Origin of the sequence: Shinella sp. AETb1-6 (genome assembly GCF_009826875.1) — a bacterium.
GTDB lineage: Bacteria > Pseudomonadota > Alphaproteobacteria > Rhizobiales > Rhizobiaceae > Shinella > Shinella sumterensis.
In genome coordinates, this window is the sequence record NZ_WUMM01000003.1 from 268062 (window position 1) to 294945 (window position 26884).

Genomic DNA, 26884 nt, shown 5'->3' on the forward strand with positions numbered 1-26884 from the left:
GGCAGTGCCAGTACATCCGTGGTCAAGGCGAAGCGCTACCCGAAATTAGGCGGCCTGGAGATTGCAGGCCGACATTTTGCCCGACTTGTTGTCGCGCTCCAGCTCGTAGCCGATCTTCTGGCCTTCGACGAGTTCGCGCATGCCGGCGCGCTCGACGGCAGAGATGTGAACGAACGCGTCGGCGTCGCCGTTATCAGGCTGGATGAAGCCGAAGCCCTTGGTGGAATTGAACCATTTAACTGTGCCAGTGGTCATGATGAACCCTTTCGTAGCAACATTGAGAAACCGATGCGCCGAGGCGCGCCGGAGGATGATAGCGATTTTGAAAGGAAGTTCGTTCAGGGCGCGGTGCCAGACGCGCAACAAGCAAAGCTCAAAGCAAATTCGATGTGCACTTGTACCTGCGCAAGACAGGTGCGTCAACTATTAGTTTTTTCGCCATTCCATCTCGTCATTTGGTTGTGATGTGGTGACTTACACTCGCTGGCCCGTTCCGCCACCGCTTTGATCATTGGCCGACATCCCGGCGCCCTCAACCAAAGGGAGGATATAGGGGGTGGAAAGGGCGTAGGCAGGGATGGCCACGCCGTTGAATTCACCCTTCGCGTCGCTCGCCTCGGCCTTTTGCTCGAATGGTGTGACCGGCGAATCAAACGCTATGCTTGCATCGTCGCCCATGCGACCTCACCGCTTATGGTCAGGGCATCGGCGCGATTGCAGGGGCGTCAGATGGTCTTCTTGCTGCTCGAAAGCTCGGCATCTCTCGTGCTGAGCACGGTTTTCGTGGTTCTGTTACGCTGGTTGTCGGTGCCGCTTCATCTCATCGATCTGCCGGACCACCGGAAGATCCATGAAGGGGCCGTGCCGCTGTGCGGCGGGATCGCGATCTTCATGGCTTTTGCCGGCATGAACCTGATCACGGCCAATGGAATGGACGTCGGGCCGGGTTTCTGGCCGGGGACCATGCTTGTCGTCGCGCTTGGAGTGCTGGATGATCGCTTCACCCTGCCGGCGCGTCTCCGGTTCGCGGCGCAGGTCCTGATTGCGCTGGCGCTGATCGCCGCCGAGGGCCTCGGACGGATTTCGCTCGGTGACCTGTTGCCGATGGCCGGTCCCGCGGCCTACGGCTTGCTCTTCGTCATCTCTGTCGTCTTCGTCGTCGGGCTGATCAATGCCTGGAACATGGCTGATGGCGTCGATGGGCTTGCCGGCGGGATTGCCGCGTCCACTCTCGTCTGGATCCTTGCGCTTGTGCTCCTGACCGGGGAGGAGGGGCTTGTCTTTCCGGTTGCCGCTCTGCTTGCGGCGGTCGGCGGCTTTCTCGTCTTCAACCTGCGCAGCCCGTGGCGCGCACGCGCCTGCGTCTATCTCGGCGATGCCGGCAGCACCGGTCTGGGCGCAATCATCGCCTATCTGATCCTGCGCCTGTCGGATGGCGCGGACGGACTGCCGTTTCCATCCCTGTTGTGGCTGGTGATCCTTCCGGTCATCGATACGCTGAGCCTCATGGTGCGTCGCCTTCTCGATCACCGCAGCCCCATGTCGGCGGACCGTCGGCACCTGCACCATCTCATGATCGATTCCGGTCTGTCGCCGGCCGCGACCAGCTACATCATCATTCTCGTCTCCTTCCTGTGTGGAGGCATTGGTTATCTCGGCCTGCTGTTTACGGTGCCGCAGCAGGTGATGGTGGGCGGCCTGCTCCTCGTCGCGGTTACGCACAGTGCCTTCGTGCTCGCCGTCGAAACCGCCACGCACCGGCGCGCCGACCGGGCCGCCAGCCCATCCATCAAGCTGCAGATATAGGAGGAGCACGATGTCGATCTCCGTGCTGATCATGACGCTGAACGAGGAAAAGAACCTGCCCGCCTGCCTCGCCTCGCTGGACTGGTGCGATGATATCGTCGTGCTCGATTCCTATTCGACCGATGCGACCGTGGAGATCGCGCGGGCTGCCGGCGCCCGCGTCTACCAACGGGTGCACGATACGGAATCGAACCAGCGCACCTACGGGCTGAAGGAGATCGAATACAAGTATCCCTGGGTCTACACGCCCGATGCCGACGAAGTGACGCCGCCGGATCTGCGCGACGAGATGCTTGCGATTGCGTGCGATCGGAAGCGGCCCGAAAGCGCCTTCCGCATCCGCTACAAGAACATGTTCATGGGGCGGTGGATCAAGCACAGCAGCCTCTACCCGACCTGGATCACGCGGCTGGTCCGGCCCGATCGCGTGCGCTATGAGCGCGACGCCCATTCCCGCTGTCTGACCGAAGGACCGGAAGGCCGGCTCAATGCGCATTTCATCCACTACAGCTTCAACAAGGGCATGAATGCCTGGTACGACAAGCACAACCGCTACTCCTCGTCGGAAGCGCGCGAGACCGTCGTCAGCCTGCGCGAGAAGCGCGTGCCGTGGCACGATGTCCTGAGCGGCGTGCCGGAGGTGCGACGACGGGCGCTCAAGGAATTGGCCATGCGTCTGCCGTTCCGGCCGACGGCGCGCTTTCTCTACATGTATGTTCTACGCGGCGGTTTTCTCGATGGCAAGGAAGGCTACCACTATTGCCGGCTGCTCGCCGCTTACGAATACATGATCGTCATCAAGACCGAAGAGTTGCGGCGCCGGGAAGAAGGTTTGCCGGTCTGATCGATTGTCGCAGCCGGCGCAAGCCGTGTTGCGGCCGCCGCCGGGAGAAGAAGGCACGAGGCTCCCCTTCCGGCGGTTGAGTTTTGCGATCCCGCGCATCCGGGAAGGAGGCCGCCCGTGACCCTGCTATTGACCTGCCTTCTTTGCCTGACGGTCGCCCTGCTCTTGGTGTGGGGCATGCTGGCGCCGGGCCGCATCTACCAGCTTCCCTTCCTCGTCGGTGTGATGGCCGTGAGTTTTCTTCTGCCGCAGCTTCCCGGCCTGATGGATGACCGCTTCCTGCCGCGCGGCGCCTACGACCGGATGGTGGCGTTCACGATCCTGTGCCTGGTGGCGGCCTGGCTCGGCTGGATTTCGACACGCAAGCCGGTCGCCTTCCTGCGCGGGAATTTCAGCGAGGGACGGCTTCTGATCGTTTCGGCCGGGCTTTCCGTCATTGGCGCCTACTTCTATTTCAAGCTGAGCCGCCTGCCGGGCGACATGGTGGTCGGCGTGCAGATGAGTGGCGTGCCGGTGATCTATCTCTTCGTGGCCCGTCTCATGACCTACGGGCTTGCAATCGGCGTCCTGTGCCTTGCGAGACGGACATCGCTCTTCGCCCTGTCGATTGTCGTTTTCGATCTCGTCTTCTATCTCGACCGCATCGTCGTCACGGGCAAACGTGCGGAAGCCGTCGAGCTTTTCGCGATCTTTGCCGTCGCGTTCTGGTTCCATCGCGGGTGGCTCGCGCCGCGGACGATCATACTTGCGGGTGTCCTGCTGGGCACGTTCCTGATGAACAGCATGGGCGATTACCGCGCGATCACGCGTGAGAACGCCAGTCCGATCTGGCAGGACATCAGCCAGATCGACGTCACCGCGAATTTCAGGGCAACCCTCAAAGAGGGCGGGCTGGAAGTGCGCAATGCGATCCTGCGCATCGACCATGCCGCCGAGACGCTCGAATTCGACTACGGCAAGTTCCACTGGAACCGGCTGGTGTTCAACTATGTCCCCTCCCAGCTCGTCGGTGAGGCGGTGAAGCGGTCGCTGATGCTGAGAACGCCTGCCATGGCGCGTGACTACAACGCGCTGACCGGCACGACGGAGACCGGCATGGCCGATGCATTTCAGTCTTTCTGGTATTTCGGCGCGCTGAAGTTCTTCCTCATCGCCTATCTCCTGGCGCGGCTCTGGGCGAGCGCCAAGGAAGGGCAGGCGGCAGGGCAGGTCGTCTACATGCTGTCGATCGTGCCGGCGATGCATGTCGTGTCACACCAGACCGACTGGGTCATCATGGCCTGGGTACATATGGTGCTGTTTCTTGTCCCGTCGCTGGCGCTGGCGGCCGTTCCCGCAAGACGAGGCCGCAGCGGACATGCTGACCCGTTCGTATCAAGGAGGCTCGTTCATTCATGAAATCGCGCTATGACGATCCCGCCTTCGATGCGGGCGGCCGAGCCACACCGCTTCTCGGTGGACCGACTTATGCGCTGCGCTTCCGCTTGATGCGGCTTGCGTGGCTGGTTGCGTGGCGCTGCCTTGCGGCCTGGACGCCGTCGCCCTTCCATCCCTGGCGAAATCTCCTGCTGCGACTGTTCGGTGCGAAGGTTCACCCGACCGCGATCGTGCATGGCAGCACGGTCATCTGGTGGCCGGGCAATCTCACGATGGGACGCAACGCCTCGATGGGGCCGGGTGTCATCTGCTACAATGTGGCGCCGGTGACGCTCGAGGCGCTCGCCGTCGTCTCGCAACGCGCGCATCTGTGCACGGGCACCCACGACATCCACAAGGCTTCCTTTCCGCTGGTGGCGCGGCCCATCATGTTGCGTCACAAGGCATGGGTGGCCGCCGAAGCCTTCGTTGGACCGGGAACGGACGTGGGTGAGGGCGCGGTGCTGGGTGCGCGGGGCGTGGCGGTGAAGTCACTGGAGCCTTGGACGGTTTATGCCGGCAATCCGGCAAAGGCTGTCGCCAGCCGCCGGCGGAGCGCAGACGGCATCTGACCCAAGTCCTGCCCTATCGTGTTGCTGCCGTCAGGCCGGGGTTTTCCGTCTTTGGGCTGTAGGCGTCGTAGAGGCTGATAGTCCGACGCGCGATCTGCGGCCAGGTATAGTTCTCGAACACCAGTCGGCGGCCCTTGTATCCCATGGCTGTCGCCGCGAGAGGATGGGAAAGCACATCGATCAAGGCGGTGGCGATCTCCATCGGATCGAGGCTGACGACAGCGCCCGCGCCGGCGGCGGCGACCTCCGGAAAATGGCAGGCATCGGTGATGACGACGGGCGTGCCGCAGGCAAGCGCCTCGGTAATGGCGATGCTGAATCCCTCCTGGCGGCTGGGCAGGCAGAAGCAGGCGGCCGCCGCGAAGGCTTTCAGTTTGGTGTCCCCATAGACCGGGCCGACCATGAACACCCGATGTTCCAGACCAAAGCGGCGCACGAGGTCGCCGAAGTCGTCCTCGGCGCCGCCATCGGGGCCGGCGACGACGAGATCGACATCGGGGCATTGCCGTGCCACCAGCTGGAAGGCACTTGCGAGGAGATCGAGCCCCTTCTTGTAATGCAGCCGCGACAGGAAGAGCACGAAGCGCCGCCCGGCGGGCAAGCCGATCAGCGCGGGAAAGTCAGCCGCAGCCGGCAAGGTTTCGAATTCCTCGGTGAAGACACCGTTGGGAATGATCTCGGCCGGCGCCTTCAGATGGAGCGGCCGCATGAGCTTTACTTCGTCGCGGTTCAGAGCATGGAGAAAGGCAGCACCGTCGAGCATGCGCCGGAAGGCGACTGCAAGGGCGAGACGTTTTTTCCAGGGCTTCTGGGAAAGGCTCCAGCTATCGAGCATTCCCGCAGGACAGACGCAATAGGGAATGCCGTTGCGCGTGGCGATGGCCGCCGCGCAGGCGAGGATGGGTTCCCATATACCGTGCAGATGCACCTGCGCGCTGTCGGCGAGAACGCGGGCGAGGAAGGGGCGTGCCTTCAGGCACAGGATCGCCTCGATCGTGCCCGGCGGCGGCAGGATGTGCCAGACGACCCGCTGGAAGCCGGGAATGGCCGCCCCGAGCCGCGCGACGCTGGCGAGGGTCCGGTCATCCGCCTGGCTGACCACGCGGACATCGTGCCCGAGGCTTGCCTGCGCTGCGGCGAGCCGCATCACCACGGCCTGCGGCCCGCCGCTGTCAGGGTCGATCGAAGTGATGACATGGACGATCTTCATGCAGTGGATCCGTTGAGTGAGGACAGCACGCCGAGAAGGCGCGCGCCGTATTGTTCGACGGTGTACTCCTTTGCGCGAAGCCGGGCGTTCGCGGCCATGGTCGCGCGCACATCTTCGTTGTCGGCAAGGTAGCGCACCGCATCGACGATGGCTTGCGGATCCCGCTCCGGCACGATCAACCCTTCCACGCCATCGCGCACGACGCTTCCGGTGCTGTAGGTGGTGATAACGGGAAGCCCGCAGGCCAGTGCTTCATAGACGACAGTCGCCGATCCCTCGCAAAGCGAGGGCAACAGGAAGACGTCCGCCCAGCGATACTCGTCTGCGATCGCTGCACGCGGGACGATACCCCTCAGCTCGATCGACCGGCTCAGCCGGCGGCGGACCGGTTCAGGCAATCGGTCGGGGCCTGCCATGCGCATGCGCACGGCGGCGCCAAGGCGTTCGGCGGCTTGCAGCACATAGGGCGAGCCCTTGCGCAGGCCGACCTCGCCGATCGTCAATATGCGCAACGGTCCCGGTGCACGAACCTTAGCGCTTGAATGATCCGTCGCATCGACGCCGTAGGGGACGACCACGCAGCGCTCTGCCGGAACGCCCTCGGCGACGACATGGTCGCGCACGAATTCCGAAGGGCAAACGATACGGTCGGCCAGCGCCCATTCGGCGCGCTCGCGCGCCGCGAAGGCCTCGGCATGGGGATTGGTTTGCACCGGCCCAGCCCATTCCGGGAAGCGGCGCATCTCCTCCGCGAGAATATTTTCCACGACGGCGCGCGGCGCGATCATCTGCTCCACGGCCACCCAAAGGCCCTGCCGCTTCGCCGCCTGCATCTGCTCCAGTGCGTCGCCGCTATAGGCGTAGAGGCCCGCGGCATTGTGAAAGCCGTGCGTTGCGACGAGGGTCGAGAACCGGCTGCCGGCCCAGACGGCGTGCGATGCTTCTTCCGCTGCATCCTCGATGCGCAGGCGGCGGATGGCGGAGCGGACGCCGAACAGGGGGAAATCCGTAATCAGCTCCGGCGGCACGCCATTCGGGACCCGCCCGACCAACCGCTGCACCGAACGGGGTAGCAGGGCAGGTGGCAGGAGGCGCAGCAGCGCCGGCCAACTTTTCGTGCCGCAGATATCGGTGAAGAAATGGCCAAGTCGCCCTTCCTTCGCCAGGATGCGGGCGACGGCATAGTGCATGCGGGCACCGAGCTGGCTGACGACGACGGTCTGGGTCATGACGGTCGGTGCTCCAGCATGATGGTGCCTGCCGGAACGGGTTCCTTTTCGGCGATCTCGGCGAGAAGAGCGCTCCAGGTGGTCAAAGCGCGGTCATAGGCATAGTCGGCTTCCAGCACGGCTCGCGCGGTTGCACCCATTGCCGCAACCCTTTCGGGGTCGGCGGCGAGATCGGATATGGTTTCGGCCAGCGTTTCCGCTTCGCCGATTTCGATATTGACGCCGCACCGCTCGGCGGCCACCACAGCCGCGACACTACCCCTGGGATCGCCGATGAAAAGAGTGGGTTTTCCGGCGGCCAAGATGCCGTAGAACTTGCTGGGAATGATGCAGTGCTCAAGGCAGGGCAGCAGGGAGACGACGTGGAGGTCCGGCACGCCGAGGCTTTCGGATAGCTGCCTCGCCGGTTGCAACGGCTTGAACTCGACATTGGCAAGGCCGCGCGCGTGGACGGCTTCCATGACGGATTGCAGCTTGTGGCCGCCCCCGACCATGAGGAAGCGGACGTTCGGATGGTCCTTCAAAAGCGTTGCTGCTTCGATCAGCGTCTCGAATTCGTGGGCGCGGCCGAAATTGCCGGAATAGCCGACGACGAACTTTCCCGCATAGCCCCAGGCGGCGCGCAACGGGTTATCTTCCTTCGCGACGGGGTGGATTTCGGCGGCGTCGGACCAATGGTGCAGCACGCGGATCCGTTTCGCGGGCAGGCCGCGCGCCACGAGATAGTCCGCCATCCGCTCCGTCGGGCAGATCGTCAACCGCGAATGTGTGATCGACCGGTCGCGCAGCCATGCCGCAAACCGGCCGAGGATCGGTGCCGTGCGCAGAAGACCGAGTTCGATTGCCGTTTCCGGAAAGAGGTCCATGACCCAGTTCACCATCCGGCCGCCGCGCAGCCAGATGGGCAGTGCGCAGGCAAGCGAGATCAGCGGCGGATCGGTGCACACGACGACGACATCGCCGCGCCTGATGTTGCGGGAGAGCCAGGCGAAGGCCGAAAGATGGAAAGACAGGTAATCGGCCGCCCGGCCGGGCAAGCTGCCACGACCGAAGCGCGAGGTGGGTAGCCGCACGACGTCGACGCCCGAACAGGTTTCGCGCCCGGCTAGTGTGGCACCGGCGTCGTCGTGCAGCGTACGGCTGGCAAGAACGGTGATCCTGCCGCCCTGCCGCGCAAGGCCGAATGCCAGCGCGGATACCATTCGGCTCGTCGCCGACTGGTCCGGATGGAAGTACCGGTTTACGAAGATCGTCCTCATGGAGCCGCCCCGCATGTTCTCCTGCGAGCCGTGATCTTGGCAGCGGAGCCGCGGGCGACAAGTTCTCCAATGGCGCTAGCGGGTATCTTGTCCTCCCACCCGGCCTACGCCTTCCGGCGTATCGGGCGGTGACATCACCCATCCGACGGTCGGCGAACCGTCGTCCATCCCCCGAACGGTCACCTTGTCGGTCAAACTATCCTGCCGCTAACTCAGCCGACGGTGTGCGGAGGATCGTGCACGGCATTTCCTCGTGTGAAAGCTGGTGGCGCATGTCTGAAAAGAAAGCCTTGATCATCGGCGTGACGGGCCAGGACGGCTCCTATCTCACCGAACTCCTTCTGGAAAAAGGATACCGGGTGCACGGTCTCAAGCGGCGCTCATCCTCCTTCAACACGGCCCGCGTCGATCACCTCTATGTCGACCCACGTTCGCCCGATGTGCGTTTCCACATGCATTTCGGCGACCTGACGGATGCGACGAACCTCTGCCGGGTCATACAGGAGGTTTGCCCGGACGAAATCTATAATCTCGGCGCGCAGAGCCACGTGCAGGTGAGCTTCGAGACACCGGAATACACCGCCAATACCGACGCGCTCGGCACGCTGCGTCTGCTGGAGGCCATGCGCCTGCTGAAGGTAGGAGATCATTGCCGCTTCTACCAGGCGTCGACCTCCGAACTCTTCGGCGGCCTCGGTGAGACGCCGCAGCGGGAGGGTACGCCCTTCCATCCGCGCAGCCCCTATGCCGCGGCCAAGCTCTACGCGTACTGGATGACGGTCAACTATCGCGAGGCTTACGGCTTCCATGCCTCGAACGGCATTCTCTTCAACCATGAAAGCCCGCGTCGCGGGGAAACCTTCGTCACACGCAAGATCACCCGGGCAGTCGCCGCGATCGAATGGGGGCTGCAGGACAAGCTCTTCCTCGGCAATCTCGACGCCAAGCGCGACTGGGGCCATGCGCGTGACTATGTCGAGGGCATGTGGCGCATCGTTCAGCAGGACGTTCCCGACGATTATGTACTTGCGACCGGCACCACCCATACCGTGCGGGAATTCGTCGAGCGTGCCTTCGAAGTCGTCGGGAAGTCCATCGAATGGGATGGCGTCGGCGTCGACGAGATCGGTTACGACCGCCGCAGCGGCCGCACCCTGATACAGATCGACCCGCGCTACTTCCGGCCGGCTGAGGTGGATATTCTGCTCGGCGATGCCAGCAAGGCGCGCGACAGGCTGGGCTGGCAGCAGACCGTGTCCTTCGAGGATCTCATCTCGGAAATGGTGGAATCGGATCTGCGCGTCATCACGAGGGAGGAAGGCCGCAATGATCTCCACGGATGACAAGACGGCGCTATCGTACGATCTGCGCGGCAAGCGGGTCTGGGTCGCCGGTCATTCGGGAATGGTCGGCTCCGCCCTTCTGCGACGGCTCAAGCGGGAGCGGTGTGATATCCAGACCGTCTCGCATGCCGAGGTGGACCTGACGCGCCAGTCCGAGACCGAAAACTGGATGCGCAAGGCGCGCCCCGAAGCAATCTTTATTGCATCCGCGCGCGTCGGCGGCATCGGGGCGAATGCGCGCTATCCCGCGGAATTCCTGTCGGAAAACGTGCTCATCCTCGTCAATGTCATCAGGACGGCGTCGGAACTTGGCGTCGAGAAACTGATGTGCCTGGGATCGAGCTGCATCTATCCCAAACATGCCGAACAGCCCATCCACGAGGATGCGCTTTTGACGGGCAGCCTGGAGCCGACGAATGAAGCCTACGCGCTTGCCAAGATCACCGGTCTGAAGCTCGCCGCCGCCTATGCGGAGCAATATGGCCGCCGCTTCATCTCCATCATGCCGACCAACCTTTACGGCCAGAACGACAATTTCGATCTCGACCATTCCCATGTGATCCCCGCGCTGATCCGCAAGATGCATGATGCGAAGGTGGCCCACCGCGACAGCGTCGTCGTCTGGGGAACGGGCACGCCGAAGCGGGAATTCCTGCATGTCGACGACCTTGCGGATGCCTGCGTTTTCCTGATGAAGGCATATGAGAGCCCGAAGCCGATCAATGTCGGATCGGGGGAGGAGATTTCCATCGGCGAACTGGCGTTCCTGATCGCCGACATCGTCGATTATCGCGGCCACATCGTCTTCGATGCCTTCAAGCCGGACGGCGCGCCCCGCAAGCTTCTGGACACGTCCCGGCTCCGCGCGCTCGGCTGGTCGCATGAGACGCAGCTTCGCACCGGCATCCGCGACCTGTATCAGCGATGGAGAGAAAGCGACCGCAAGCCCGCCGCGCGACAGGATTATCCCTGATCGGTCTGCGCCAGCATGACCAGCCGTGCGAGCGCCGGAAGGGAGCTGACCTGCATGCGCCGCATGATCGCCGCACGATGGGCTTCGACCGTGCGCTGGCTGAGGTCCAGATCCTGGGCGATGATCTTGCTGGGCTGGCCGGCAAGCACCCGGTCGAGGATTTCCCGCTGGCGATCCGTCAGGCGTGCCAGCCGGGACTGCGCTTCCAACTGTCTTTTGTTCTCGGCGCCTGTGTTGGAGCTGTGCGAAAGAGCGTCGGTGATGCTCGCGAGCAGATCGGCGGGGCTGACCGGTTTCTCGATGAAATCGGATGCCCCTGCCTTCATCGCCGCGACTGCGGTTGCGACATCGCCCGCACCGGTGATCATGACGATCGGCAGCTTCACCCCGCGCCCGCGCAGTGTGCGCAGAACGTCCAGTCCGCTCATGCCCGGGAGCCTCATGTCGATCACGAGGCATCCCATGGCCGCGCTGTCGAGCGTCGCAAGAATGGTCTCGCCATTGGGAAATGTCTGTACACGATGCCCCTCTGCTTCGAAGAACTCCTGCAAGGATTCTCTCGTGTCGCGGTTGTCCTCGACGACGAAGATCGTCGGTGTATCGGGCGAAGGAGCCCGGATGTCCGGCGGCGGCGCTGCGGTGTGCTCGATCCTGCTCGCCTGCAGCAGGAGCTGGATCGCCTTGAGGAGATCGCCGAGGCTCACCGGCTTGGGCATGTACAGGCAATCCTCGGACGACAGAATGCGCAGGGCTTCTGCCGTGATGTCCCCGGTAAGGATGATCGTGGGGATGCTGCGGCCCAGGATCGAGCGAATCCTCCTGGCGACATCTATACCGTTCGCCCCGTCTGGAAGATTGTAGTCGGCGAGGATCAACGTGGGAGCCACGGTGCCCTTGGCAACGAGGTCCATTGCGGTTGCGCCATCGTCTGCGGCATAGACAAGGTGCTGTTCGTCGCGCAGCCCGATCTCGATCAGGCTGCGGACCTTCCTGTCATCTTCAACCACGAGAATTGTGCCATGCAGAGCCGGCCCCGGCTGGCTGCGTCCCTTCATCGGTGGTGGTGCGTGCTGTACGTCTTCCCGGCCAAGCGCGACATGGACGGAGAAGACCGAACCCTTGCCCGGCACGGAGCGAACCTGAATGCGGTGGCCGAGCAGCGTGCTCAGGCGCTTGACGATGGAAAGGCCGAGGCCGAGGCCGAGATCGGTTTGGACTTCCATGTCGGTTCCATCGCCGATTGCCTGATGGTACTCGTCGAAAATGGTCTGGAGTTCATGTGCCGCAATGCCGACGCCGCTGTCCCAGATTTCAATGGTGAGCGCGTCCTCGTGCCTGCGACACCCTAGCAGGATCTTGCCCCGCCGCGTGTACTTGAGGGCGTTCGACATCAGATTGCGGATCATTTGTTCGAGAAGCCGGGGATCGGTCCGAACCAGCAGGCTTGACGGTACAAAGCGGAGAGAGAGCCCCTTTTCCATCGCACCGTAGCTGAATTCGTCGTTCAGGCGTTGCAGAACGTCGTTGACCCTGCATGTCATGATGCGCGGATAGACCGTGCCCGCCTCGATCTTGTTTATGTCCAGCAGGGCGTTCAGCATGCCGGACATCGACATGAGTGTATCGCGGAAGCTACGAACGAGCTTCTGGGAGCGTTCCCCCTCCACCGATTTCTCCAAGAGGCCTTGCAGGAGCGCGAGCGACTGAAGCGGTTGGCGCAGGTCGTGGCTTGCCGTGGCGAGGAAGCGGGACTTTGCCGCATTTGCGCGTTCCGCCGCCCGCTTTGCCCGCGTGAGCGCTTCATGGGCGCGGTGTTGCGCGGATACGTCCGAAAAGGTGATGACGACACCTTCCGTGCCGCCTTCACGGGTTCTGTACGGCACGACGCGGCGCATATGCCAGGCGCCGTTCGCCATGCGGATTTCGCGCTCCCTGGCGACGCCGTCGTTCAGGACCGCCGCAGCGTCGCCGAGCAGGGCCGGATCCGGCGCGCGCGCGTTGATGTCCGCCAAATGCTGGCCGACATCTTCCATCGTGACATCGAAAACCGAGCGTGTTGCCGGCGTGAAATAGCGGATGTTCAGGTGGCGATCGAGGAAGACGATGGCGACGTCAGTGCTGTACAGCATGTTCTCGATGTCGCTCGCCGTTGCGCCCTGAAGCGGTTCATCGCTCTGCTCTTCGCGAAAGGGCAGGGCTGCGGCCACCGGACTTGGCCCGGCCGTATCGAGAAAGCTGACGAGAAAAAGATCCTCGCCGTCGCTCGTAATCGGCTGCACGGCGATATCGTAGCGCATTCGTGCGTCAGAGATGCCTTGGTGCAGGCCGACGGCCATCGTGCGTCCCTTTTCCTCATCCGCCCGATGCAGTGCGGAGCGGAGCTCGGCGTGCAGGCTGCGCGGAATGATGGCGAAAAGGTTCTGTTTTGGATTGTCGGGTAAGGCGCGCAGATAGCGTTGCACCGGACCGAGCCAATAGAGGCATTGGTGCTTCCGGTTGATCAATACCGTGGCCGGGGCGTAGCCCTCCAGGATCGCGCGGCGACAGAGGTCGGCTAGCTCCGACTGCTCCGATAAAGGCGTCCGTTCCGTTTGTACGACGATATTGGGACAAATTGCCTCAGTGCCCTGCGGGTGCAGGGCCTGCGCGATCGCCGATAGCGGCATGAGATGTTCCGCAAAGTCCGGATCGATCGTGTTTCCGGAAACGCGCTCACCGTCGATTTCGGCTGGATCCCGTACATAGATGCGCCCGCCGGCTTCTCGAAGAAGACGGATGCCGATGTTTGCGCGAACGCCGGTGGCGGAAAGGGCAACAGCCGTGGCGCGCGCGCCGTACTCGTCGGCGAGAGAACGCAGCAGGATATCGTAAGACGTCTGCATGCCTTGGGAAAAAGGCGGTTTGATGAGACGGATCGTGTCGTTCTTCAGAACGATGTATCGGCCGGGGGGAACTATGAAGAGATGGTCCGGCGCCAGCGCAAGGCCATCCGCCGCGTGGGCGACCGTCCTGTTCATATTGCTCGAAAAGAACTCGACCAACCGGGTTTGGGGAGCGCCGTCCTCATTTTGCACGAGGACAAAGGCGTTGCCACCACCCAATGGCACGGCCCTCAGCAGGGTCCGGCAGGCATCGAGTTCGCCGGCTGACGCGCTGATCGCGACGACGCCAGCAATAGGGTCTCCGGGGGCAGAGTTGCCTCCAGACGAAGTTCCCGGAAAAGGTCGAACTAAACCCATGGGTGCAATCTCAATAATAATGCACGCAAAGTGAGAATTCACCAGGCTTATATTGAGCTCGTCATAGTATAGGCGCCGTTATCCTGATTGCATACCCGCGGACATACGTATTTTCCGAATCTGTTCGCGGGAATCCCATTTTGATATGGATTTAAAATTGTAAAAGGCAATGAAGAAAAGAATAAAATTTATTCCATATACGTTTATCTGATGTGCCGTCCTGGGAGAATTTTATCCCGCTGGGGGCTTGTTTATTAGAGAGCGATTCTCTTGATTTATTTTCCCAATCGCTGGGGGTGACACGATGGTTGAAATTGGGGGTGCCAACGGATTAAGTCATCGGCCCGTAGCAAACGGGGCTGTCCGGTTACCGGCTCTCAAACTTGCCGATACTGCGAAAAACGCTTTGACGGACCTGCGTGTCCTGGACGTGATCGACGAACGGGCGCTGGATCGCGAGTGTCTTTCTCAAAGCCTCGTATCGCATGGTCTCGACATGACGATCGTGCTTTTCAACTCCATCGAAGCATGGATGTCCAAATACGCAGAGGCGTCGAGCGGCGTTCTGATCAATATCGGCAGTCGCGATTGTACCGAGCCGCGCATCGAAAACAACATTCGCATGCTGGTATCGCGGTTCCCGAATCTGCCGGTCATCATCCTCTCCGACAATCATGATTTGCGCCAGGTTCTGACGGCGCTCGATCTCGGGGTCAAAGGGTTCATTCCCTCGGCGGTCGGTATTTCCGTGTGCGTGAAGGCGATCTCGCTTGCGCTGTCGGGGGGCGTCTTCATCTCCACCGAGAGCCTGCCTGAACTGCGCAGACTGATGTCGGCAGCCGACCAGCAGGAGCGCAGGCGGGCCGAGATTTTCACCTGCCGGGAAGAGAATGTCATCGCCATGCTCAAGCTCGGCAAGGCAAACAAGATCATCGCTTATGAGCTCGGCCTGCGTGAAAGCACGGTCAAGGTCCACATCCGCAACATCATGAAGAAGCTCAAGGTTCGCAACCGGACGGAAGTTATCTTCAAGCTCAACGATCTCTACGGCTGATCCCTACGCCTATCGGCCATGCCCTATCCACCAAGAGCGCGGATGCGCCTGCCACGCATGGCGCGATAGTGCCCGGACGGGCTGGCGGGGCAGAGGAGACTGCGATGGATGCCTTCATTCACGACTTCGAGAATTCGGATCGGCTTCGCCAGCGCGCGCATCGGCTCATCCCGGGCGGCGCGCATACTTATGCCAAGGGCGATGACCAGTATCCCATCCTGTCGCCCGGCTTCATCGTCAGCGGATACGGCTGCCATGTGTGGGATGTCGACGGCAACGCCTATATCGAATACGGCATGGGCAACCGTGCTGTCGGTCTCGGTCACGCCTATCGCCATGTCGTGGAGGCCGTCGCGCGGCAGCTGGAATTCGGCTGCAATTTCACGCGGCCTGCGAGCATAGAGGTCGAATGCGCCTCGACCTTCCTCCAGATGGTTCCCGGCGCGGACATGGTGAAGTTTTGCAAGGACGGCTCGGACGCGACCTCCGCGGCGGTGCGCCTTGCGCGGGCCGCAACGGGCCGGGATCTTATTGCGCGTTGCCGGGACCATCCGTTCTTCTCGACCGACGACTGGTTTATCGGCACGACGGAGATGAATGCCGGCATTCCCGAAGCTGTCAGGGATCTCACGCTCGGCTTCCGCTACAACGATCTCGATGACGCGCGCGACCTCTTCGCCCGGCACCCCGGCAGGATCGCCGCCCTCATTCTGGAGGCTTCGCGCGGCGACGATCCTGCCGAAGGCTATTTGCAGGACCTGCAAGCACTTTGCCATGCCAATGGCGCCCTCCTTATTCTCGACGAGATGATCACCGGCTTCCGCTGGGCGCGCGGCGGCGCGCAGGAATATTACGGGCTGCGGCCGGACCTTTCCTGTTTCGGCAAGGCGCTCGGCAACGGCTTCGCAATATCCGCGCTCGCCGGCAAGCGTGAATTCATGGCGCTCGGCGGCATCGAGCAGACCGAGAAGCCGCGCGTCTTCCTGTTGTCCACCACCCACGGTGCCGAAACCCACGCCATGGCGGCGGCGATCGCGACCATGCATGTCTATGCGCAGGAGCCCGTCATCCCGCATCTGCGCAGCCAGGGAACGCGGCTCAAGGCGGGCATCGAGCAAGCGGTCGCCCGGCATGGTCTGGCAGGCTTCGTCGGTGTCACCGGTCATCCCGCCTGTCTCAGCTACGTCACGAAGGACGGGAGCGGAACGCCTTCCCAGGCCTTCAGGACGCTGCTGCTGCAGGAAACCATCCGCCGCGGCGTCCTCGCGCCGTCGCTCGTGGTGAGCTATACACACGGAAACGACGAGATAGACCAGACGATCGAGGCCTTCGACGGCGCGCTCGGCGTCTATCGTGCTGCACTTGATCACGGCGTCGAGAACTATCTGGTCGGCCGCCCCTCGGACGTCGTTTTCCGCCGCTTCAACATTGCGCCAAGGCCTGACAGCATTGGGCCGCTCGCGAGGGCACAGACGGCCTGACCTGCCCGAAAGCGGTAGGACGAACTGCCGATACGCCATTCGGGTGCGTGCCGCCGTCATTGTCGTCAATCGTGGTCCGCATCGCGCCGACGTAGCATCTCCCTTGGCAAAGAAGTTGGGGAGACACGGACATGAAAGTGCTTGTAACGGGACATCAGGGTTACATCGGCTCCGTCATGGTGCCGATCCTCCTGGCGGCGGGGCATGAGGTGCATGGCTATGACAGCAGGCTCTACCGGCGATGCACCTATGCGCCCGGCGGGCCCATGACGGAGGTTCCCGCCACGCTGAAAGATGTCAGGGATGTAACGCCTTACGACCTCGAAGGCTTCGACGCGGTGATCCATCTCGCGGCCCTGTCGAATGACCCGCTCAGCAATCTGGATCCCGATGTCACCTATGACATCAACCACAAAGGCAGCGTGCGCGTTGCGCGTGCGGCAAGGCAGGCCGGCGTCCCACGCTTTCTCTTCGCCTCGTCGTGCAGCAACTACGGCCTTGCCGGCGAGGGCCTTGTCGACGAAGACGCGCCGCTCAATCCGGTCTCGGCCTACGGTCGCTCCAAGGTGGTGGCAGAAGCCGACATCGCGGAGCTGGCCGATACCGGTTTCTGCCCGGTCTTCCTGCGGCCGGCGACGGCTTATGGCCTGTCACCCATGCTGCGCTTCGATATCGTGCTCAACAATCTGGTCGCGTGGGCGGTCACGCGGGGCGTTATCCTGCTCAAGTCGGACGGTACGCCGTGGCGGCCGATCGTGCATATCGAGGATATCTCGGGGGCATTTCTTGCGGCACTCGAGGCGCCGAGGGATGCGGTCTTTGCAGAAGCGTTCAATGTCGGCCGCACGGAGCACAATTATCAGGTCAGGGATATCGCGGATGTGGTGGCGCGGACCGTGCCGGGGTGCCGGCTGGACTATGCCAGCGAAGCCGGCCCCGACCCGCGCTCCTACCGCGTCGATTTCGGCAAGATCGCACGCACCTTGCCGGCCTTCCGCCCGAAGTGGGACGTGGTGTCTGGGGCGCAGCAGCTCTACGGCGCCTATCGGGCTTCCGGCCTGACGCTCGAGGAATTCGAGGGTCCGCGCTACCAGCGTATCGGCCATATCCGCTCGCTTCTTGCCAGCAATACGCTCGACCGGAACCTGAGATGGCGCGCGCCGGCGAAGGTGCTCGCTGACAGGATGGAAATGCGTGCCTGAGGGACGGCGATGAACGAGGCGGCGCGGTTCGCTCCATCGGCAGAGGCCACGGCCGATATCGGCGGGGAGATCCACGCGCTGGTTTCCCGCCTTTTTCCGATCTGCCGCAGTATCACGGGCGAGGGCGTGCGCCGCACGCTCGCGATCCTGTCGGAGCATGTCGACGTTGCGGTCCGTGAGGTGCCCTCGGGCACCCGGGTCTTCGACTGGACCGTGCCGCAGGAATGGAATGTCCGTGCGGCCTCCATCCGCGATGCGAGCGGCAAGGCCGTGGTCGATATCGCGGACTCCAACCTCCACCTTGTCGGTTACAGCGAGCCTGTGGCCCGCCGCATGCCGCTTTCGGAGCTTCGGACCCATATCCACACGCTGCCGGACCAGCCTGAAGTCATCCCTTACCGCACGAGCTACTACAGCCGCGACTGGGGCTTTTGCATGGCGCATCGGGAGTATCTGGTGCTCGAGGATGGAGACTACGACGTCGTCATAGACACCACCTTTTCTGACGGTTCGCTGACCTATGGAGAAGTCTTCCTGCCGGGCGAGACCGATCGCGAGGTGCTCCTCAGTGCGCATATCTGCCACCCTTCGCTCGCCAACGACAATTGCTCCGGGCTCGCGGTTTTAGCCTTCCTGGCGCGGGCGCTGACCGGACGGCGCAGGCGGTTCGGTTACCGTTTTCTCTTTGCGCCGGGCACGATCGGGGCGCTCTGCTGGCTCGCGGCAAACGAGGAGCGGCTTTCGCGGATCGATCTTGGCCTCGTGGTTTCCTGCATCGGCGACGGCGGCGGGCCTGTCTACAAGCGCAGCAGGCGCGGCGATGCGACGATCGACCGGGTGATGGAGGTCATCCGGTGTGATGGCCGGAAGATCGCGATGATCGATTTCAGTCCGTTTGGTTATGACGAGCGGCAATTTTGCTCCCCGGGTTTCGACCTGCCTGTCGGCCTCCTGCAACGCAGCGTCTTCGGCACCTTTCCCGAATACCACACATCGGCGGACGATCTGGACTTCGTGCGCCCGGAGCATCTTGCCTCCTCCTTTCGCATGATCATGGACATTATCGAGGTCATCGAAACCGACAGGATACCGCTAAACCTGTCACCGAAGGGTGAGCCGCAGCTTGGAAAGCGCGGGCTGTACGCGACGACCGGCGGCCACAAGACGACGCCTGACGTTACCATGGCATACCTCTGGGTGCTGAATCTCGCCGACGGCAGACATTCCCTGCTCGACATTGCCTGTCGATCCGGGCTTCCTTTCTCGGCGATCGCCGCCGCGGCAACGCGACTGGAGGCCTGCGGGCTGGTCGAAGATGCTCAGGCGTGATGTCCGCTGTCCGCAAGCAGCGGCCAGCTCCTGTCCTTTTCCGACATCACGGCCGGTGCTGCCGGCCAGTCGATCGCAAGGGCGGGATCATCGTAGCGCAGGCCGGCGGCGGCGGATGGATCGTAACGCGTCGATATGAGATAGCCGACCACCGCATCCTCCGTCAGCGACAGGAAACCGTGGGCGCATCCCTTGGGAATATAGAGCTGGCGCATGTTGTCGGCGCTGAGTTCCGCTGCCGTCCAGCGGCGATAGGTCGGCGATTGCGGGCGAAGGTCGATGGCAACGTCCCAGATCGCGCCGTTCAGGCAGGACACCACCTTTACCTCCGCGTGCGGCGCGCGCTGGAAATGCAGGCCACGCAGCGTGTGCTTGGCCGTGGAGCGCGAAAGGCTGTGCTGGACGAAGCGGTGTTCGAGCCCGCGGACGTTCATCTCGTCGATGCAGAAGGTCCTGGCGAACGAGCCTCGCTCGTCACGGATCGGCGACGCTTCGATCAGCCATACGCCTTCCAGGTCGGTTCTGGTGAACAGCATCGGTTCGTCCTCTCCCGTTTGCCTGAGTGTGACGACCGCAGCCAGACTGCCAAGTGCGGTTTCCGACGTATCTTTCGAGCGTAGCGGGTAGGATGGTCAATGTTCGTTTAAGTGCGTTTCATGTTGCTACGCCTTTCGGACAGTTGCGGTATTCGCAAGGTAGTATGGCCGGCTTCGTCCGCCATGCCTAATCTGGCACCACGTCGAGAAACGGTCCCTTCGCGGTTAGGCTAGCTTCGATCGCCTCCCATGTCGGTCCCGACCGGATATCTCCATGGAGGCATTGTCATGAATTTTCAGGCCAGCCATTCGCTTGATCCGTCTCCCAGCCTGTCGCTTCGGCCGCCGTGCCGCCTGTGCGGCAGGACCTTGAGACATACCGTCGTCGATCTCGGCATGTCGCCGCCGTGCGAAAGCTTTCGCCAGGAAAGCGAACTCGGCCTGATGGAGGCCTACTATCCCCTGCATGTGCGTGTGTGCGAAGAATGCTTGCTGGTGCAGCTGGAGGAGTATGTCAGTCCCGAAAGCATCTTCGAGGAGTATGCGTACTTCTCCTCCTACTCCACCAGCTGGGTCGCACATGCGGAGCGCTACTGCGAGAAGATGATCGATCGCTTCGGCCTCGATGCACGCAGCTTCGTCGTCGAGCTCGCCAGCAATGACGGTTATCTGCTGCAGCATTTCGTGGCGCGAGGCATTCCCGCTCTCGGCATCGAGCCGGCGATCAACGTGGCCGAGGTGGCGATCTCCCGCAGCATACCCACGAAGATCGCGTTCTTCGGCAAACGGCTTGCGGGCGACATGGCAGCGGTCGGCCAGACGGCGGACCTGATCGTCGCCAACAACGTGCTGGCGCAGGTGCCTGATATCAACGATTTCCTGGGCGGCATGAAGCAGATTCTCAAGCCACAGGGCGTGATCACGCTGGAGTTCCCGCATGTCGCGACGCTGATCGCGCAGAACCAGTTCGATACGATCTACCACGAGCACTTCTCCTATTTCTCGTTGTTCACGGTGCAGGTTGCCGCCCGCATGCATGGACTGGAGATCTTCGATGTCGAGGAATTGCCGACCCACGGCGGCTCGCTCAGGGTCTATCTCGGCCATGCCGGACGGTCCGGTGTGATCAGCGCGAATGTCGCGGCGCTCCTGCAACGCGAGCAGCAGGCGGGCCTGCATGGCGTTGCGGCCTACACGTCCTTTGCCGACCGTGCACGACAGGCCAAGCGCAACCTCCTCTATTTCCTGATCAGCGTGAAGGAGAGGGGAGCGCGCATCTGCGGCTACGGCGCGCCCGGCAAGGGCAACACGCTTCTCAACTATTGCGGCATCGGCACGGACTTCCTTGATTTCACCGTCGACCGGAATCCCTACAAGCACGGCCGCTTTACGCCGGGCATGCATATTCCGATCCTGCCCGTCGAGGCGATCGATCGCCACCGCCCGGATTACATCCTGATCCTGCCCTGGAACCTGAAGGCCGAGATCGTCGATCAGATGCGCCATGTCGGCGAATGGGGCGCGAAGTTCATCGTTCCCATTCCCGAGGTCTCCGTCATCGATCCGCTGGAGGATCTGTCATGAAGGTCGTTCTTTTCTGCGGCGGGCGCGGAACACGCATCCGCGAATATTCCGAGGCCATTCCCAAGCCGATGATCCCGCTCGGCGCGCAACCGATCCTGCGGCATGTCATGCAATATTACGCGTCCTACGGCCACGACGACTTCACCCTGTGCCTCGGCTACAAGGCGAATGTCATCAAGGACTTTTTCCTGACGTGCCGGCCGCAGACATTTTCGGACTGCATCGTGTCTGGTGAGGGACGGGTCGAACTCCTCGGGGATGCACAGGAACACTGGCGCATCGCGCTGATCGATACCGGAATCTGGCGCAATATCGGCGAACGCCTGTGGGCCGTGCGCGAGCAGGTGCGCGGCGAGCGGATGTTTTTGGCCAATTACAGCGACGGCCTCACCGATGTTGATCTCGACGACATGATCGCCCGCTTCGAGGCAAGCGGCAAGATCGCCTGCTTCCTCGCGGTGCGGCCGCCGCTCACCTACCATCTTGCCGATATCGATGAGGCGGGCCAGGTGCGGGAATTCCGTTCGTCCGACCGGTCGGAGATATGGATCAACGGCGGCTATTTCCTGATGCGTCAAGAGATCTTCGACTACATGCGCGAAGGTGAGGAGCTGGTTCTCGAACCCTTCGAGCGGCTGATCCGGGACGACATGCTGATGGCGTACAAGCACGAGGGCTTCTGGCGCTCGATGGACACGCTGCGCGACTGGCAGATGCTCGAGGAAATGGTGGAGCGCGGCGAGATGCCTTGGGTGCGTCAGACGGAAGGGGAGCGTGTTTCCCGGCTGCGCAAGGTCGGTCGATCATGAAAATGCTGCCCCTTGCCTCTGCCGGGCACCGGCTACGGGTCCTCTGCCTCGGCGCGCATGCCGACGATATCGAGATCGGAGCCGGCGGCACGATCCTCGGCCTGATCGCTGCCGGCGTGGAGCTGGAGGTCTTTTGGTGCGTGATGAGTGCAACGCCGGAGCGAGCGACCGAAACGCGGCTCGCCGCGGCCGCCTTCCTCGAAGGCGCAGCCTCGGCGATGGTGGAGGTCTGCGGCTTCGAGGACAGCTATTTTCCAAGCCAGAGCCGCGAGATCAAGACATTCATGCTGTCCTTGCGCGACAAGGTGGAGCCGGACGTCATTTTCACCCACAGCCGCCATGACGCACATCAAGATCATCGAGAGCTAAATAAGTTAACAATGAATATATTCAGGGACCATTTCGTCTTAGAATATGAGATCCCGAAATGGGACGGGGATATCACGCAGCGTAATGCCTACGTGCCTCTCCAGCCCGGCGTGATCGATCGCAAGATCGATCTGCTCATGGCGCATTTCGCGACGCAACGGTCCAAGGACTGGTTCGACGCGGACGTCTTTCGGGGTTTGGCCCGCATGCGCGGGATGGAGTGCAGATCGCCCTCGCTTTTCGCGGAGGCTTTCACAATACGCAAGATGGCCCTGGCATAGGACCGACAACACATTCGAACGCAGGCCCGGACTCGTAATTCTGACCAGGAAATTAGTGAGGGGTACCATGGCGAGAAGTGACAGAGCGGATTTCGACGACCAGTCGATCGATATTTTCCGGGCAAGGAACGCGGTCGACAGCGATCAGGAGACGGAAATCAGGGTGCCGGTCGATCGGCGGCCTCAGCAATATGCCGCAAGCGACTATGTCGCGATCTTCGACAAGCGCAATCTCGATCGGGAATGTCTGGCAAACAGCCTGCATTCTCACCGTATCGGCATCAATGTCTTCACCTTTTCAGGGCTGGCCGCCTGGCAGCAGAGCAAGGCAAATCTCGGCACCCTTCGCGCCAGTCTCGTCAATATCGGCAGCAAGAGTGTTTCGGATCCCGGCCTGAGGGATGAGATCACGCAGCTTCTGACGACACTGGAACCGGTGCCGGTCGTGGTGCTGTCGGACAACCAGACGCTTGAGCATGTGCTTGATGTCATCGATCTCGGGGTGCACGGCTTCATTCCGAGTTCGGTCGATATCGATGTCTGCATCGAGGCGATCGGGCTCGCCATTGCCGGCGGGCAGTTCGTGCCGGCCAGCAGCATATTGGCGATGCGCGGCCTGCTCGGCAGCTATCCGCAGAAATTCTGCAGCCGGGATGCCTTCACCGTGCGACAGGCGGCCATCGCCGAAGCGTTGCGGCGGGGCAAGGCCAACAAGATGATCGCCCGTGAACTCAATCTGTGTGAAAGCACGGTCAAGGTTCACATCCGCAACATCATGAAGAAGCTCGGTGCGACCAATCGCACGGAGGTTGCCTGCAAGTTCGGCGAGATCATGTCGGACGATGCCTATCAGAACAGCCGGATGTAACCGGTTCCTATAACGGGAATAAAGCCATGATTTGGTCGATGAAGCCGGCCGACCCGGAGGAGCTTGTCCTTCCCCGGGTCCTGACAGTTGTTGTCGAACGGCGGCGGGCGATCCTCGCCTGCCTTGCCGGCGGTGTAGCCCTTGCTTTGGTCGGTTATCTCGACCAGCCGTCGCGCTACGGCGCCGAGGCGGTGCTGGCGCTCGATATGCGCAAGTTCCAGGCCTTGCCGACGGAATCGGTCGTTTCGCCGCTGCCGCAGGAAAGTCCGGTGCTGCGCACCGAGGTCGACATCATCAGTTCCCGCTCCATGGCCGAGCGGGTTCTGGCGCTTCTGCAGGCGCAAGGCATCGATGCCGCCAAGGGTTTCGGCCTCACGAAGGAGAACGCAACCGGCCAGCCGGCCTCCGGCCGCGTGAACCGTGTCGCGTCCGACCGGCGCGCCCTTCTCGACAGCCTCATGTCCGGAGTGCGCGTTACCAATGACGGCCGCTCCTATACGATCTATGTCGCGTTCACCGGCATGGAGCCGGAGTTCACGGCTGCGGTGGCCAATGCCTATGCGGAGGCCTACATCAACTACCAAGTCGACGTGCAGACGACGGCGACACGGCGGGTCAGCGACTGGCTCGGAACGCGCCTTGTCAGCCTGCGCAGCGAGCTGGAGCGCTCCGAACATGCGGCGACCATATTCCGTGAAAAATCCGGCGTCGCCAAGTCGAACGGCACGACGCTGCTCGCCCAGCAGATCGCCGGGCTGAACAACGAGCTGGCCCGGCTGAGGGCCCAACTCGCCGGCTCGCTCGCGCGTCTTGCGACAGCGGTCGACATCTCGGATGGAAAAGCCGGCCTTGCTCTTCCCGAGGTGTTGAATTCGGCCGCGATCCAGCAGTTGCGCAGCGAGGAAGCGCGCCTCAAGCGCCAGCTTTCCGCCATCAACGAAAGCGGTGCGATCAAGAATCCCCAAATCCCGGAACTCACCTCGCAGCTGGAGACGATCCAGAAGCAGATCGACGCGGAGGTGGCCCAGATCGTCGACAGCCTGCGCACGGAAATCGAGGTTACGCGACGCCAGCAGACCGGGCTGGAGGCGAGCCTGAAGCAGCTCCAGGCCGAGATGTCGCGCGCCAACGATGCCCTCGTGCAGGCCGACCAGCTCGATCGTGAGGCCAGCGCCAACCGGGCGATCTACGAGAGCTATCTGACGCGCTACAAACAGACGATCGAACAGGATGGCATCGCGATGGCCGAAGCGCGCATCATCTCGCGCGCGGTGCCGTCCTCATCGCCATCAAGCCCGAGCGCGTCCGCCTGGCTCCTGGGCGGGTTGGTTTTCGGCCTTTCCGGCGGCGCGCTTGCAGCCCTTCTTCTCGAGCTGCGCGCCGGATACCTGCGCCGCGCCGATCCGGAGGAGGGCGGTGCCGGCATTCCGGTCCTCGGGCGTCTTCCTGAATTGTCCCCGTTGCAGCGTGCCGGCATCGGCGATCTCGTTCGCCATGCCCGCGAACCGTTCGCCCATGCCGTCGCCGACATCCAGAGCCGTCTGCGTCTTTCCGCACGGCCTGGGAAAACGCCGGTGATCGCGGTGACATCGGGTGCCGGCGGCGAGGGCAAGACACTCGTCGCTTCCTGTCTTGCCCGCTCGCTCGCCGCAACGGGCCTGCGCACGCTGTTGCTCGATGCAAACCTCACCGCACCCGGTGTCGCCGCCGAATTCGGTGCGCGACCGGTGCGCACGGTCGATACGATCGGTCCGCGCGAAGAGGTGGAGATCGGAGACTTCGTTCGTCACGATGGTCCCTCGGGGATCGACCTGATCTGCGCGGGCACGTCGAACGGTCCCGCCGAACATATTCTCGGGCACGGCGGCTTTGCGCGCCTCCTGACCACGCTGAGAAGTGCCTATGACGTCGTGGTGATCGACTCCACGGCGGTATCGAATGGTTCCGGCGCGTTGCTGGTTTCCGCGCTCGCTGACCGGACGATCCTTGTCGTCCCCCAGGGCGCCGACCGCACCGAAACCGACCGCGCCATCCGCAAGTTCGGCACCGCCGGCCTTACCATCGATGGCCTCGTCGTCAACGGGGCATGCCGCGCCACGCTGGAGCGCAGCAATGTCGTTTCCTTTGCCAACGATCATGCCGCTTCGACCGCCGACGGCCGCAAGCGCATGGAAATGCCCGTCGACTTGCCCTCGATCGTCGGTATGTGAGGTCTGGACGCCATGGCACATCTTCACGCTACGCCACGTGATGACCAACGTTCCCGGTGGCACATCCTTTTTCTGAAGGCATGCGCCTGCATCCTGCTCCTTGCCGGCTCGGTTGCTCCGGCGAACGCGCAGGGACAGGAGTACAGGGTGGCGAGCGGCGACGTGCTGCGCATCACCGTCTATGGTGATCCCGGGCTGAGCGGATCCTTCCCCATCGGGGCTGACGGAACGATCGGTTATCCGCTGCTTGGCAACGTCGCCGTGAGTGGCAGGCCCGTCGAAGAGGTACGCCAGGCCATCGATGCGGGACTGAAAGAGCATATCGCCAATCTGTCGGTTTCGGTCGTCGTGGAAACCTACGCGCCGGTGTTCGTCGTGGGTGAAGTCCAGAGGCCCGGCCGCTATGAATTCCGTCCCGGCATGATCGCGCTGGAGCTCTTCGCGCTCGGTGGCGGGCAGAAGGAAGTGCTGGCGCAGGGCGACAACGCCGGCGTGCGGCTCGCCGGCCTGCGCCAGGACTACGTCGATCTCGGCGCGCAGCTTCTCGGCCAGGACGTGAAGCGCGTCCGGCTCGAGGCGGAGCTGAACGGTCAGCCGTTCACCTATCGTCCGAGCGAGGAAATCGGCACGCCCGATCCGCGGATCGTCGATCAGATCGTGGAAGCCGAGCGCACGCTGTTCGAGCTGCGCCGCACGACGCTGGACGCCGAGCTGAAGAGCCTGGAGCAGCAGCGCGCCGGCTATGTCGACGAGATCGATACGCTGGAAAAGAGCGGCAAGCTGCGCAATGGCGAACTCACCTTGCTGGACGAGGACGTGAAGCTCGCGCAAAGCATGGTGGCGCGGGGTCTTACCTCGAAGACGCAGCTGCGGGACAAGCAACGGGAAATTTCCGCCACCAACCGCGATGTGCTGGAATTCGGCTCCTTTCTCGCCCGCGCCCGGCAGAACCTGGTCGTGATCGACAGTCGCCTCGGTTCGTTGCGAGAACAGCGCCGGGGCGAAGTCGCAGCGGAGTTGCGTGATCTGAACATCGATATCCTGCGCCTGCGGCGCAAGATGACCTACAGCCTGCAGGCGATGGCCGAGGCCGGCATCGCCATTGAACGAAAAGGCGGCGCGCGCCAGACGGCTTTCCGCTTCTCCGCCGTGCGGCTGGTCGACGGCAAGTACCGCGAAGTGCCGGTCGGCCAGACCGATCCGGTGCGGGCAGGTGATATTCTGCGGGTGAGCCTTGCCCTCGATACGGGCGATGTGGCGGAACGCTGAG

23 protein-coding genes are annotated in these 26884 nt (G+C 62.7%); 16 read left to right on the plus strand and 7 right to left on the minus strand.

Annotated features, from left to right (window positions below; all coding sequences use genetic code 11):
• Window positions 1-45 precede the first annotated feature (45 nt).
• Together GR158_RS06930 and GR158_RS06935 are read right to left on the minus strand one after the other, a co-directional pair.
• Window positions 46-255 carry a cold-shock protein gene (locus GR158_RS06930; RefSeq protein ID WP_134648684.1) on the minus strand — a complete coding sequence of 70 codons (210 nt, stop codon included), beginning with the start codon at window positions 253-255 and terminating at the stop codon, window positions 46-48.
• Between the two features lie 219 nt (window positions 256-474).
• On the minus strand, window positions 475-678 hold the full coding sequence (locus GR158_RS06935; RefSeq protein WP_160870494.1) for a hypothetical protein: 204 nt from the start codon (window positions 676-678) through the stop codon (window positions 475-477).
• A gap of 51 nt (window positions 679-729) precedes the next feature.
• On the opposite strand from GR158_RS06935, the gene GR158_RS06940 reads away from it, so the two are divergent.
• The 4 genes from GR158_RS06940 to GR158_RS06955 all read left to right on the plus strand — a co-directional run bounded on the left by GR158_RS06940 (window position 730) and on the right by GR158_RS06955 (window position 4638).
• Window positions 730-1806, plus strand: a complete 1077-nt coding sequence (locus GR158_RS06940; RefSeq protein WP_160870495.1) for an MraY family glycosyltransferase — start codon at window positions 730-732, stop codon at window positions 1804-1806.
• Window positions 1807-1816: 10 nt separating this feature from the next.
• Window positions 1817-2650, plus strand: coding sequence for a glycosyltransferase family 2 protein (locus GR158_RS06945; RefSeq protein WP_160870496.1), 834 nt, complete (start codon window positions 1817-1819; stop codon window positions 2648-2650).
• A 117-nt stretch (window positions 2651-2767) separates the two neighbouring features.
• The gene (locus GR158_RS06950; RefSeq protein ID WP_160870497.1) at window positions 2768-4048 is read left to right on the plus strand and encodes a hypothetical protein; all 1281 of its coding nucleotides are present in this window, start codon (window positions 2768-2770) and stop codon (window positions 4046-4048) included.
• The gene (locus GR158_RS06955) at window positions 4045-4638 is read left to right on the plus strand and encodes a putative colanic acid biosynthesis acetyltransferase (RefSeq protein WP_160870498.1); all 594 of its coding nucleotides are present in this window, start codon (window positions 4045-4047) and stop codon (window positions 4636-4638) included. Before GR158_RS06950 ends, GR158_RS06955 begins: the two co-directional genes overlap by 4 nt.
• A gap of 13 nt (window positions 4639-4651) precedes the next feature.
• Here GR158_RS06955 and GR158_RS06960 read toward each other — a convergent pair whose 3' ends face one another.
• From GR158_RS06960 to GR158_RS06970, 3 genes are read right to left on the minus strand one after another with little or no spacing between them, the layout of a single operon-like run.
• Window positions 4652-5848, minus strand: coding sequence for a glycosyltransferase (locus GR158_RS06960; RefSeq protein WP_160870499.1), 1197 nt, complete (start codon window positions 5846-5848; stop codon window positions 4652-4654).
• Window positions 5845-7077 (minus strand): glycosyltransferase family 4 protein, encoded by a 1233-nt coding sequence (locus GR158_RS06965; RefSeq protein WP_160870500.1) that lies wholly within the window; start codon window positions 7075-7077, stop codon window positions 5845-5847. Before GR158_RS06965 ends, GR158_RS06960 begins: the two co-directional genes overlap by 4 nt.
• Window positions 7074-8336, minus strand: a complete 1263-nt coding sequence (locus tag GR158_RS06970; RefSeq protein WP_160870501.1) for a glycosyltransferase family 4 protein — start codon at window positions 8334-8336, stop codon at window positions 7074-7076. Before GR158_RS06970 ends, GR158_RS06965 begins: the two co-directional genes overlap by 4 nt.
• A gap of 272 nt (window positions 8337-8608) precedes the next feature.
• Here GR158_RS06970 and gmd point away from each other — a divergent pair, with 272 nt between their 5' ends.
• Both gmd and GR158_RS06980 read left to right on the plus strand, forming a co-directional pair.
• Window positions 8609-9679 (plus strand): GDP-mannose 4,6-dehydratase, encoded by a 1071-nt coding sequence (gene gmd / locus GR158_RS06975; RefSeq protein ID WP_134648692.1) that lies wholly within the window; start codon window positions 8609-8611, stop codon window positions 9677-9679.
• On the plus strand, window positions 9663-10652 hold the full coding sequence (locus GR158_RS06980) for a GDP-L-fucose synthase (protein WP_134648693.1): 990 nt from the start codon (window positions 9663-9665) through the stop codon (window positions 10650-10652). Before gmd ends, GR158_RS06980 begins: the two co-directional genes overlap by 17 nt.
• Here GR158_RS06980 and GR158_RS06985 read toward each other — a convergent pair.
• Window positions 10643-13933 (minus strand): response regulator, encoded by a 3291-nt coding sequence (locus tag GR158_RS06985; protein ID WP_160870502.1) that lies wholly within the window; start codon window positions 13931-13933, stop codon window positions 10643-10645. The genes GR158_RS06980 and GR158_RS06985 overlap by 10 nt on opposite strands.
• A 364-nt stretch (window positions 13934-14297) precedes the next feature.
• On the opposite strand from GR158_RS06985, the gene GR158_RS06990 reads away from it, so the two are divergent.
• From GR158_RS06990 to GR158_RS07005, 4 genes are all read left to right on the plus strand, one after another.
• A complete protein-coding gene (locus GR158_RS06990) occupies window positions 14298-14945 on the plus strand; it encodes a response regulator transcription factor (RefSeq protein ID WP_230639961.1) in 648 nt (215 codons plus the stop codon).
• A 104-nt stretch (window positions 14946-15049) separates the two neighbouring features.
• Window positions 15050-16426 (plus strand): glutamate-1-semialdehyde 2,1-aminomutase, encoded by a 1377-nt coding sequence (locus GR158_RS06995; RefSeq protein WP_160870503.1) that lies wholly within the window; start codon window positions 15050-15052, stop codon window positions 16424-16426.
• Window positions 16427-16557: 131 nt separating this feature from the next.
• Window positions 16558-17628, plus strand: a complete 1071-nt coding sequence (locus GR158_RS07000) for an NAD(P)-dependent oxidoreductase (protein WP_160870504.1) — start codon at window positions 16558-16560, stop codon at window positions 17626-17628.
• A 9-nt stretch (window positions 17629-17637) separates the two neighbouring features.
• Window positions 17638-18957, plus strand: coding sequence for a DUF4910 domain-containing protein (locus GR158_RS07005; protein ID WP_160870505.1), 1320 nt, complete (start codon window positions 17638-17640; stop codon window positions 18955-18957).
• On the opposite strand, the gene rfbC is transcribed toward GR158_RS07005, so the two are convergent.
• Window positions 18948-19493, minus strand: a complete 546-nt coding sequence (gene rfbC / locus GR158_RS07010) for a dTDP-4-dehydrorhamnose 3,5-epimerase (RefSeq protein WP_160870506.1) — start codon at window positions 19491-19493, stop codon at window positions 18948-18950. The genes GR158_RS07005 and rfbC overlap by 10 nt on opposite strands.
• A 288-nt stretch (window positions 19494-19781) precedes the next feature.
• Between rfbC and GR158_RS07015 the strand changes: the two genes are divergently transcribed.
• From GR158_RS07015 to GR158_RS07040, 6 genes are all read left to right on the plus strand, one after another.
• Complete coding sequence (locus GR158_RS07015; RefSeq protein WP_160870507.1) at window positions 19782-21077, plus strand: class I SAM-dependent methyltransferase; 1296 nt, start codon at window positions 19782-19784, stop codon at window positions 21075-21077.
• Window positions 21074-21886, plus strand: coding sequence for a glucose-1-phosphate cytidylyltransferase (locus GR158_RS07020; RefSeq protein ID WP_134648701.1), 813 nt, complete (start codon window positions 21074-21076; stop codon window positions 21884-21886). Before GR158_RS07015 ends, GR158_RS07020 begins: the two co-directional genes overlap by 4 nt.
• Window positions 21883-22536 (plus strand): PIG-L deacetylase family protein, encoded by a 654-nt coding sequence (locus GR158_RS07025; RefSeq protein ID WP_160870508.1) that lies wholly within the window; start codon window positions 21883-21885, stop codon window positions 22534-22536. Before GR158_RS07020 ends, GR158_RS07025 begins: the two co-directional genes overlap by 4 nt.
• A 67-nt stretch (window positions 22537-22603) precedes the next feature.
• On the plus strand, window positions 22604-23404 hold the full coding sequence (locus GR158_RS07030; protein WP_134648703.1) for a response regulator transcription factor: 801 nt from the start codon (window positions 22604-22606) through the stop codon (window positions 23402-23404).
• A 26-nt stretch (window positions 23405-23430) separates the two neighbouring features.
• Window positions 23431-25614 carry a polysaccharide biosynthesis tyrosine autokinase gene (locus tag GR158_RS25565; protein WP_160870509.1) on the plus strand — a complete coding sequence of 728 codons (2184 nt, stop codon included), beginning with the start codon at window positions 23431-23433 and terminating at the stop codon, window positions 25612-25614.
• Window positions 25615-25626: 12 nt separating this feature from the next.
• Window positions 25627-26883 carry a polysaccharide biosynthesis/export family protein gene (locus tag GR158_RS07040; protein ID WP_246665559.1) on the plus strand — a complete coding sequence of 419 codons (1257 nt, stop codon included), beginning with the start codon at window positions 25627-25629 and terminating at the stop codon, window positions 26881-26883.
• Window position 26884: the final 1 nt, after the last annotated feature.

Excerpts from the sequence above, each read along its gene's own strand:
- GR158_RS06940 (WP_160870495.1), top strand. The coding sequence starts at position 730 with ATGGTCTTCTTGCTGCTCGAAAGCTCGGCATCTCTCGTGCTGAGCACG.
- GR158_RS07020 (WP_134648701.1), top strand. The coding sequence starts at position 21,074 with ATGAAGGTCGTTCTTTTCTGCGGCGGGCGCGGAACACGCATCCGCGAA.
- GR158_RS06960 (WP_160870499.1), bottom strand. The coding sequence starts at position 5,848 with ATGAAGATCGTCCATGTCATCACTTCGATCGACCCTGACAGCGGCGGG.
- GR158_RS07030 (WP_134648703.1), top strand. The coding sequence starts at position 22,604 with ATGGCGAGAAGTGACAGAGCGGATTTCGACGACCAGTCGATCGATATT.
- GR158_RS06955 (WP_160870498.1), top strand. The coding sequence starts at position 4,045 with ATGAAATCGCGCTATGACGATCCCGCCTTCGATGCGGGCGGCCGAGCC.
- GR158_RS06970 (WP_160870501.1), bottom strand. The coding sequence starts at position 8,336 with ATGAGGACGATCTTCGTAAACCGGTACTTCCATCCGGACCAGTCGGCG.
- rfbC (WP_160870506.1), bottom strand. The coding sequence starts at position 19,493 with ATGCTGTTCACCAGAACCGACCTGGAAGGCGTATGGCTGATCGAAGCG.
- GR158_RS06945 (WP_160870496.1), top strand. The coding sequence starts at position 1,817 with ATGTCGATCTCCGTGCTGATCATGACGCTGAACGAGGAAAAGAACCTG.
- GR158_RS06980 (WP_134648693.1), top strand. The coding sequence starts at position 9,663 with ATGATCTCCACGGATGACAAGACGGCGCTATCGTACGATCTGCGCGGC.
- GR158_RS07005 (WP_160870505.1), top strand. The coding sequence starts at position 17,638 with ATGAACGAGGCGGCGCGGTTCGCTCCATCGGCAGAGGCCACGGCCGAT.
- GR158_RS06930 (WP_134648684.1), bottom strand. The coding sequence starts at position 255 with ATGACCACTGGCACAGTTAAATGGTTCAATTCCACCAAGGGCTTCGGC.
- GR158_RS07040 (WP_246665559.1), top strand. The coding sequence starts at position 25,627 with ATGGCACATCTTCACGCTACGCCACGTGATGACCAACGTTCCCGGTGG.
- GR158_RS07000 (WP_160870504.1), top strand. The coding sequence starts at position 16,558 with ATGAAAGTGCTTGTAACGGGACATCAGGGTTACATCGGCTCCGTCATG.
- gmd (WP_134648692.1), top strand. The coding sequence starts at position 8,609 with ATGTCTGAAAAGAAAGCCTTGATCATCGGCGTGACGGGCCAGGACGGC.
- GR158_RS07025 (WP_160870508.1), top strand. The coding sequence starts at position 21,883 with ATGAAAATGCTGCCCCTTGCCTCTGCCGGGCACCGGCTACGGGTCCTC.
- GR158_RS06965 (WP_160870500.1), bottom strand. The coding sequence starts at position 7,077 with ATGACCCAGACCGTCGTCGTCAGCCAGCTCGGTGCCCGCATGCACTAT.
- GR158_RS06995 (WP_160870503.1), top strand. The coding sequence starts at position 15,050 with ATGGATGCCTTCATTCACGACTTCGAGAATTCGGATCGGCTTCGCCAG.
- GR158_RS06935 (WP_160870494.1), bottom strand. The coding sequence starts at position 678 with ATGGGCGACGATGCAAGCATAGCGTTTGATTCGCCGGTCACACCATTC.
- GR158_RS25565 (WP_160870509.1), top strand. The coding sequence starts at position 23,431 with ATGATTTGGTCGATGAAGCCGGCCGACCCGGAGGAGCTTGTCCTTCCC.
- GR158_RS07015 (WP_160870507.1), top strand. The coding sequence starts at position 19,782 with ATGAATTTTCAGGCCAGCCATTCGCTTGATCCGTCTCCCAGCCTGTCG.